Origin of the sequence: Photorhabdus hindustanensis, from assembly GCF_002968995.1 — a bacterium.
Taxonomy (GTDB): domain Bacteria; phylum Pseudomonadota; class Gammaproteobacteria; order Enterobacterales; family Enterobacteriaceae; genus Photorhabdus; species Photorhabdus akhurstii.
The window spans coordinates 1-8,989 of sequence record NZ_PUWT01000061.1 but is presented as its reverse complement, the minus strand read 5'-3'; the positions used below and the strand labels follow the sequence as shown (position 1 = coordinate 8,989).

Below are 8,989 nucleotides of genomic sequence, written 5' to 3'. Positions count from 1 at the left end.
TTGTCATCCCAACCGCGAATAAATTCTCCTCGCAAATCGGGCAAATTACCACCAGGGTAAGCCTTAGCTAATTCCGGAAATTTCGCTTTATCAAAGGCCGCACCATTGCATTGCAACCACCCATCCGGTAGTGTGGCCGTCGGCCAAGGAAGTGGCACCCCTATCGGAATTAGCTTTTCTAATAAACCAAGATTTTTAAAAACTCACTTATCGGTGAAATTTCCGAAAGAATAGTTTCGTATTGGTACTAAGCGGGACTATATATGCCGAAGATTGGCTATATTCGGGTGTTAATAAATGACCAGAACTGTGGTTTACAGAGAAATGCGTTGATATGTATAAATTATAATCTATTTTGGTCGGTGAAATCTGTGAAAAAATAATCAATGAACAGAGCTAAAAGTTCACTCCAGAAGAAACAGATATTGATTTATAGAGGTTTCTTTTTCCACTCTCTATGAAGTACAAATAATTAAATAATTAGAAAAAATAATAAATTAAGCGACCTGATTTGTATCATCTCCCACACATTTCCCATCGAATGATTTAATAATTTGGATACTTCAACATAGCGGGACACCTTAACAGGAGAACCGCTAATATGGCACAAGATTATCATCACGGCGTCCGTGTACAGGAAATTAACGAAGGCACACGTACCATCACCACAGTTAGCACCGCTATTGTTGGTATGGTGTGTACTGGTCCTGAAGCAGACGAAAAAACTTTTCCACTAAACACTCCGGTCTTGATTACTGATGTTTCACTCGCCATTGGCAAAGCTGGTAAAACCGGTACATTGCCTCAGGCACTCAAAGCTATCTCAGACCAGTCTAAACCCGTTACTGTTGTTGTCCGTGTAGCACAAGGTGAAACGGAAGAGCAAACTACCAGCAACATCATTGGTACTACAACTAATGAAGGTAAGAAAACCGGTATACAGGCACTGTTGGCAGCACAAAGCCAATTAGGTGTGAAGCCACGTATTCTGGGCGTCCCTGGGCTGGATACGAAGGCTGTTGCTGTTGAGTTGGCGAGTATCGCGCAGAAACTGAGAGCAATGGCTTATATCAGCGCCTATGGTAGTAAGACTATCTCAGAAGTTATCGAATATCGCAAAAACTTCAGTCAGCGCGAATTAATGCTGATTTGGCCTGATTTCCTGAGTTGGGATACTGTTTCTAATAAAGAAACTATCGCCTACGCTACTGCTCGTGCATTGGGTTTGCGTGCAAAAATTGATGAAGAAACAGGTTGGCACAAAACACTGTCCAACATCGGTGTCAATGGTGTGACCGGTCTTTCAGCAGATGTATTCTGGGATCTTCAAGATCCAGCAACAGATTCAGGTCTGCTAAACCAAAATGGTATCACGACACTTATCCGTAAAAATGGCTTCCGTTTCTGGGGGTCCCGTACCTGCGCTGATGACCCATTGTTCCAGTTCGAAAGTTACACTCGTACTGCCCAAGTCTTAGCTGACACTATGGCGGAAGCACATATGTGGGCAATCGATAAGCCACTAACTCCTTCACTCGTACGGGACATTATCGAAGGTATCAATGCTAAGTTCCGTGAACTGAAATCTGGGGGCTACATTATTGACGGTCAATGCTGGTATGACGAAAACGCCAATGATAAAGACACCTTGAAAGCGGGTAAATTGACCCTCGATTACGACTATACACCTGTACCACCACTGGAAAACATGATGTTACGCCAGCGTATTACAGATCGTTACCTGATGGATTTCGCGAAAAGCATAAACGGCTAAGGGGACACAGATGGCATTACCTCGCAAACTTAAATTCCTGAACTTGTTTAATGATGGCAATAGTTATCAGGGAATAGTAGAAGAACTTACTCTGCCTAAGCTGAGTCGTAAACTGGAAACCTATCGTGGCGCTGGCATGAACGGTAGCGCAACCGTGGACTTAGGCTTGGATGAAGGTGCATTGGACGTTGAATTTACTCTAGGAGGTATGGAAGCTCAACATTATCGGCAATGGGGACTGACCAAAGCCGACGGCGTAATGTTGCGCTTTGCGGGCTCCTACCAGCGCGATGATACCAGCGATGTGATTGCTGTTGAAATCGTGATGCGTGGCCGTTTCCATGAGTTTGACCACGGTACTTATAAGCAGGGAGATAATACTCAGACCAAAATCAGCGCTAAAAATACCTATTTCAAATTGACATGGGATGGTGAAGTTCTGATCGAAGTGGATACCGTTAACATGGTTGAAGTCGTTAATGGTGAAGATCGCTTGGCAGATCACCGCCGCGCTATGGGTCTTTAATCTAATCGGATAAACAAGGTTGAACCATGACAGAAACACTAATTACTCAAAACGACGAGCAGCGCACAATCGTATTAGAAGAACCGCTTGCACGTGGTAGTAGCAACATCACTGAAGTGGTGGTGCGCAAACCGAACAGTGGCGCGCTGCGTGGTGCTCGGCTACAGGCTTTGCTGGAAATGGATGTGGACTCAATGATATTGGTTTTGCCACGCGTTACCATACCTGCGCTCACTAAAAGCGATCTGTTGTCAATGACGCCCGGCGATCTGATTAATCTCAGTGTTGAGGTGGTCAATTTTTTGTTACCGAAGTCGGCGAAGTCCGGTTTCCAGACCGACTAACCGTAGATGAATTGGTGGCAGATATTGCCACCGTTTTCCACTGGTCTCCGGCAGTGACAAATGAAATGTCACTACCGGAATTACTGGACTGGCGACATCGGGCCATCTTACGAAGTGGTGCAGAAAATGAGTAATACACAGTCACAGCTTAAATTGGTAATACAGTCCGTTAATAAGCTGACCAGCGCCTTGAAATCTGCCCAGCGAAATAATAAAAGGTTGGCGGATTCTCTCCGGCAAAATCGTGATGAATTTAAGCGATTAAATCAGACTTATGAAGCAATTAAACCTTATTCTGCTCCTGAATATGCGCAGGAAACTGCGCATACCAGTAACAAAAAGGAAGAAAATCGCGGTGAAGGTCGTTATAGCAAAATCAAAGAGCTTCGTGACCGCGTTAGCCAATATGGTGCTAGTGCAAAATCAGCCGGTAGCAAAATACTGACAACCAGTAAAAACTTTTTGATGCCGGGTTATGATCTCAGTGCTCAAATGTCCAAAATTCAGGCACAAACTAATATTGAAAAAAATTCTCCTGAATACACTATGTTACTCAATCAAAGTCGTGAGTTGAGTAAAAGTACAGGGATTCCTGCCAGCCAGATTGCACAGGGACAGAGCTTGTATGCTTCCAAGGGGTATTCTCCTGACCAGATAAAGAATGTGATGCCAGGCGCGGTATTAATGTCGCAGGCAAGCGGTACAGATTTCGCCAATGTGGTTGATATTAGTACTAATGTACTGGAAGGGTTTAAATTACAATCCGAAGAGATGGGGCATGTTAGTGATGTTTTGACGGCAACGCTTATTGGTTCAAAAACAACGTTGGCGGGATTGGGTGACACCATGAAATCTGTCGCCCCAGCGGCTACTTCTTTGGGGATTGACATTGAAACCGTTGCGGCTGCCACAAGAAAGCTAAGTGATGCCAATATTAAGGGAAGTGAAGCTGGAGAGGCTTTGAGCAATGTACTAAGCCGATTGGCTGAACCGCCTAAAGCTGCTGCTGCCGCATTGAAACAACTAGATATTAAAACTCGTGATGCTAAAGGTAATTTACGGCAATTACCTGATATTCTCGTTGAACTAGATGATAAAACCCGTTCAATGAGCGGTAAACAACGTACAAGTTATTTCACAGCAATTGGTGGTGAAAATGCTGCTCCTGCTTTGGATGTATTGGTAAATCAGGCAGGGCAGGGAGGATTGCAAACGTTTATCGCTGAGCTGAAAAATGTTCAAGGTGAATCCCAAAAAGTTGCCTCTGTAGTGACGAATAATCTCACTGGTGATATCCAAAAACTCAATGCCGCTTGGAGTAATCTAGGCGTTCAGATGTTTTCTGGCGTAGAAGGTCCTGCAAGAGAAGTCACTCAGCAAGTAACCAATGTAGTCAATAAAGTCAGTGAGTGGATGGAAGCCAATCCACGTTTGGCTGCAACGCTTGCGACTATTACGGTGGTAGTCGGAGGCATGTTAACTGTGTTTGGCGCATTGGCACAGGCGATCGCTTCGATATTGCTTCCATTAGCTGTAGCGAAGTATAGTCTTACTTTCTTTGGTAGTACTGGTGTGAGAGCGCTCGGATTAGTCGGGAATGCTCTGAAGATGTTGGGTAGCACCATGATGATCGTCGGTCGTTTGATGATGGCTAACCCAATCCTCGCCATTATTGGTGTAATTGCGATGGCTGCTGTTTATATTTGGCAAAATTGGGAAACATTGGGGCCGAGATTTTCTCATCTTTGGGAAAATATTAAAATTAACCTCATTGAGAAATGGGAATCTATTAAACAGAGTGTTCTGCAAACTTGGGAAAGTATTAAAACTAATATTAGTAATGCCTGGGAATTAGTTAAACAGAATACATTGGATATCTGGGAGAATATTAAAATATCGATCTCGGATAAATGGAATGAAATTATTACTGACGTAATGAATCTACCTAGTAAATTTAAAGAGGTTGGCACAGCGATAATTAACAGTTTATTGGAGGGGATTAATGAAAAATGGGAAGCCCTGAAACAGAAACTGACTTCATTGTCTGAGTATCTCCCTGACTGGATGCGGTCAAAGGAAGATATTTCAAGAGATGCCAGTAATAATGTGAGTCCTAATGTTAATTCGGTTCTGCCCAAACATGACAAAGGGGGCATTATTCCGGCTGGTCGAGTTGGTATTGTTGGTGAATATGGACCAGAGATTGTCACTGGCCCTGTTAATGTTATTAGCCGACGACAGACTGCTAAACTTGCTGCTGCTGCGGTATTTTCTTTAAGCGTAATGGCGCCTTCTACCGCCGCCAGAACCGCACCATTGCATGTTCAGAGTTTACCGGTTCATGCTTATCCTCAGATTCAGGAAAAGAAAACGGACAAACGTCAGGTGGTTGAATACCGCAGTGAATCGCCGGTCTATCATATAAATATCTATGGTGCGCCGGGGCAATCTGCGCAGGACATTGCAGCAGCAGTTAGGCGCGAATTGGATGATCGGGAACGTAAACAGCAGGCTCGTTTACGTAGTTCATTCTCTGATAGAGGAGAATTCTAATTATGATGGCTGCACTGGGTTTATTTGTTTTTATGTTGAAAACCACACCATACCAGAGTATGCAATATACTCAGTCATGGCGACATGCTTTTAATAGCCGTATCGGGGTGCGGCCTGCCTGGCAATTTCTGGGGCCGGATAACGACACAATGACACTTTCCGGTTCGTTATATCCAGAAATTACTGGTGGCCGTTTATCATTGACGGTACTACAAGTTATGGCTGACAGCGGTAAGGCTTGGTCTTTTATAGATGGCAGCGGCACGGTTTACGGTATGTTTGTCATTGAGAGTATCGACCAGACAAAAACTGAATTTATGTCGAATGGTTCTGCCCGCAAAATTGATTTCACGTTGACATTGAAGCGAGTAGATAGTTCTCTAATTGAAATGTTCGGTGATCTTCAGGGACAATTCTCTATGCTTACAGACAATTTGTCAGATAGAGTCAAAGAGGTATGATCATGACGTCTAAATTTGGCAGAGGTTCCGAAAAAGGTGGTGCACCGGCATTTCTTTTGGAAATTGATAATAAAGATATCAGCGGGCGCATTCAATCGCGCCTGATGTCACTAACGATGACAGATAATCGAGGCTTTGAAGCCGACCAGCTTGATATTGAACTGGATGATGCAGATGGAAGTTTGGTGTTACCTTCCAGAGGTAATGTGATTTCATTGGCGTTGGGATGGCGTGATCAGCCACTGATTAGTAAAGGACGTTTTACTGTGGATGAAATTGGCCACAGTGGAGCTCCGGACAAATTAACGATTCGTGCCCGTAGTGCTGATTTCCGTGAATCTCTCAATATGAGACGTGAAGAGTCTTATCATAAGAAAACGATAGGTGATATTGTTCGCACTATTGCTGCAAGGAATAGGCTTACCGCCGATTTACATCAAGATATAGCGAAAATATTGATTAACCATATTGATCAGACGAATGAGTCTGATGGTAGTTTTCTCACTCGCTTGGCAAGGCAGGAAGGGGCGATTGCTTCAGTAAAAAATGGTAAGTTGATATTTATTCGGCAAGGACAGAACAAAACAGCCAGTGGTGCGGTTATCCCTGCATTAGTGATTACACGTCGGTCAGGTGACAACCACAATTTTACTCTGTCCGATCGTGAGGCTTATACCGGCGTGGTAGCAAACTGGTTGGATGTCCGTAAACCGGAGAAAAAACATACCTTAACCGTTGAACGAAAAAATCAGGAAAATGCTGATAAATTAAAATCTTATTTGATCGGTAGCAAAGATAACGTATTAGAGCTTTCTCGTACTTATGCTGATGAGGCTAGTGCTAAACGTGCAGCCAAGGTTGCCTGGGAAAAAATGCAACGTGGAGCAGCGACGTTTTCGATTCAACTGGCTCAGGGGCGTGCAGATCTCTACCCTGAAATACCAATCAAGGTTACCGGTTTTAAACCAGAAATAGATGCTGCCGAATGGACATTAACGACAGTCACTCACACGGTGAATGGATCTGGTGGTGGTTTTACAACAGCACTGACTCTGGAATTAAAAATTGATGATCTCGATATGAAATAATTGTTCTTTAAGTGAGATCTCATTGCTATATTGTTCACATTATGAGAGTTCATGTTTTAGTTAAGGGTAAGAAAATATGATCAAGTGTCCTCTTTGTGGTAAAGCGGCTCATGCACGCAGTAGCTTTGAGCATTCCAGCCATACAAAAGAACGTTATAATCAATGTCAAAACATCAATTGTGGTGCAACTTTCGTTAGCCATGAAACGTTTGTCCGCTTTATTTCCAAACCTGGTGAAGTAATAAGTGTTAAGCCGCATCCCAAAGAAAAAACTAAAACTCAATTGAATGTGACTTGAAATTAAAAGTTAATTGTAAATATTTGCCACCAGCCGGTGGCTTCTTACTCAGATGCCAGATTTGTTATATATCTTGCTGCTAGCTACGTTGCTAAATATCTTGTGAATTAGTTAATAAATTCACTTGCGTCCTTGGTCATATTTTGTCAGCTTTGGTGTAATCAGAATCACTGAATCAACACTCACCGAAGTAGGACAATAATGATGAAAAATGTGGGCTTTATCGGCTGGCGCGGGATGGTCGGCTCAGTATTAATGCAGCGTATGATTGAAGAGCGGGATTTTGATGTTATTCGTCCGGTATTCTTCTCGACATCACAACACGGACAGCCAGCACCTGATTTTACTGGTCGGCAAGGTACGTTACAGAATGCTTTCGATATCGAAGCTCTTGGTGCTTTGGATATTATTATTAGCTGTCAGGGGGGAGATTATACTAATGAGATTTATCCAAAGTTAAGAGCAACGGGTTGGCAGGGATATTGGATTGATGCGGCGTCAGCACTGCGTATGAATGATGATTCCATCATTATTCTTGATCCAGTTAACCATGCGCATATTCAGCAAGGTCTTAATGAAGGCATAAAAACTTTTGTTGGTGGTAATTGTACCGTTAGCCTAATGCTGATGTCTTTGGGCGGTTTGTTTGCTAATAATTTGGTTGAATGGGCTTCTGTTGCAACTTATCAGGCAGCTTCTGGTGCGGGCGCTCGTCATATGCGTGAACTTCTGGTTCAGATGGGAGCTCTACATACTCAGGTAGCAAAAGAGCTGCAAGATCCGGCATCGGCTATTCTGGATATTGAAAGAAAAGTAACGGATTTCACCCGTAGTGGAGTTATGTCAACTGAGCAATTTGGCGTACCGTTGGCAGGTAGTTTGATTCCGTGGATTGATAAACAACTTGATAATGGCCAAAGCCGTGAAGAGTGGAAAGGTCAGGCAGAAACCAACAAGATTCTGAATACCGGTAATAACATCATTACCGTGGATGGCTTGTGTGTACGTATTGGGGCGCTGCGTTGCCATAGTCAGGCATTTACTCTGAAATTGAAAAAAGATATTTCGATTCCTGAAATTGAGCAATTACTGGCCGCGCATAATGACTGGGTTCGTGTTATTCCAAATGATCGCGAATTGAGTATGCGCGAATTAACCCCGGCGGCGGTAACGGGAACTTTGAATACTCCTGTAGGGCGTTTACGTAAACTGAATATAGGTCCAGAGTATTTATCTGCTTTTACTGTCGGTGACCAATTGCTGTGGGGAGCAGCAGAGCCTTTGCGTCGTATGCTGCGTATCTTGGTTTAATTATTTTAATACATTTACTTATGTAAAAATCCACTCGTTGTTCGGGTGGATTTATCCATATAGTTCTGTTCATTGTTTCTTTATTGGTTTATTTTTGTTATATTCATAATCTATATTTATGATCTTCTATCCAAATGTATAGTGAATCGTTTTTATGGAGATGGTAGGAATGGAACAAGATAAACTACTAGCTTTAGAGGTTAGAGAATTAAGGGAGTTGGCAAGGACGTTATCTTCTCGTTATATGAGCCAAATAATATGGGTCAGGAACTAATTATATCTACTCAATCATCTGATATGGATCTTTTATTATATTTTTTATTTATAATAATTTTTTCTATGTTTTTTTTTATTTATTAAAAAATACACGAAAAGTAAAAAGAGTATTTCTCTATTTATAATTAATCTTTCTTGGATTCACATAATAAGTGCAACATCGTTAATCCGGAAGTAAACATGTTCGTATTCCTTTAAATAATTCATTCGGTGTTTTCCCTCCCCGTGTTTTTCGGGGGCGATTATTTAATCGGTTTACCACAAAATTTATTTCCTGATCAGAGACTTCATTAAAATCAGTTCCCTTTGGAAAGTATTGTCTGATTAGTCCATTGATATTCTCATTTATCCTCTTTCC

10 protein-coding genes and 1 pseudogene are annotated in these 8,989 nt (G+C 42.4%); 9 read left to right on the top strand and 2 right to left on the bottom strand.

The features are described from left to right. Positions 1-194, bottom strand: a pseudogene (locus tag C6H66_RS20330) (phage tail protein); the annotation flags it as partial. A gap of 407 nt (positions 195-601) precedes the next feature. Here C6H66_RS20330 and C6H66_RS20320 point away from each other — a divergent pair. The 9 genes from C6H66_RS20320 to asd all read left to right on the top strand — a co-directional run bounded on the left by C6H66_RS20320 (position 602) and on the right by asd (position 8,355). Further along, complete coding sequence (locus C6H66_RS20320; protein ID WP_036782415.1) at positions 602-1,774, top strand: phage tail sheath protein; 1,173 nt, start codon at positions 602-604, stop codon at positions 1,772-1,774. Between the two features lie 10 nt (positions 1,775-1,784). Next, on the top strand, positions 1,785-2,300 hold the full coding sequence (locus C6H66_RS20315) for a phage major tail tube protein (RefSeq protein ID WP_105396541.1): 516 nt from the start codon (positions 1,785-1,787) through the stop codon (positions 2,298-2,300). Positions 2,301-2,326: 26 nt separating this feature from the next. After that, positions 2,327-2,644, top strand: a complete 318-nt coding sequence (locus C6H66_RS20310) for a phage tail assembly protein (protein ID WP_036782409.1) — start codon at positions 2,327-2,329, stop codon at positions 2,642-2,644. Positions 2,645-2,658: 14 nt separating this feature from the next. After that, positions 2,659-2,778 (top strand): GpE family phage tail protein, encoded by a 120-nt coding sequence (locus C6H66_RS20305; protein WP_200868805.1) that lies wholly within the window; start codon positions 2,659-2,661, stop codon positions 2,776-2,778. Then, entirely contained in the window at positions 2,771-5,197 is a 2,427-nt protein-coding gene (locus C6H66_RS20300; protein WP_246593390.1) for a phage tail tape measure protein, read from the top strand. Before C6H66_RS20305 ends, C6H66_RS20300 begins: the two co-directional genes overlap by 8 nt. A gap of 2 nt (positions 5,198-5,199) precedes the next feature. Further along, a complete protein-coding gene (locus C6H66_RS20295) occupies positions 5,200-5,658 on the top strand; it encodes a phage tail protein (RefSeq protein ID WP_046396587.1) in 459 nt (152 codons plus the stop codon). Between the two features lie 2 nt (positions 5,659-5,660). Further along, positions 5,661-6,746 (top strand): phage late control D family protein, encoded by a 1,086-nt coding sequence (locus tag C6H66_RS20290; RefSeq protein ID WP_105396539.1) that lies wholly within the window; start codon positions 5,661-5,663, stop codon positions 6,744-6,746. 76 nt (positions 6,747-6,822) lie between these two features. Next, on the top strand, positions 6,823-7,044 hold the full coding sequence (locus C6H66_RS20285) for an ogr/Delta-like zinc finger family protein (RefSeq protein ID WP_036782400.1): 222 nt from the start codon (positions 6,823-6,825) through the stop codon (positions 7,042-7,044). A gap of 204 nt (positions 7,045-7,248) precedes the next feature. Further along, a complete protein-coding gene (asd, locus tag C6H66_RS20280) occupies positions 7,249-8,355 on the top strand; it encodes an aspartate-semialdehyde dehydrogenase (protein WP_105396538.1) in 1,107 nt (368 codons plus the stop codon). A gap of 439 nt (positions 8,356-8,794) precedes the next feature. On the opposite strand, the gene C6H66_RS20275 is transcribed toward asd, so the two are convergent. Then, a partial coding sequence (locus tag C6H66_RS20275) for an IS30 family transposase (protein WP_146111084.1) occupies positions 8,795-8,989 on the bottom strand: 195 nt, incomplete at its 5' end.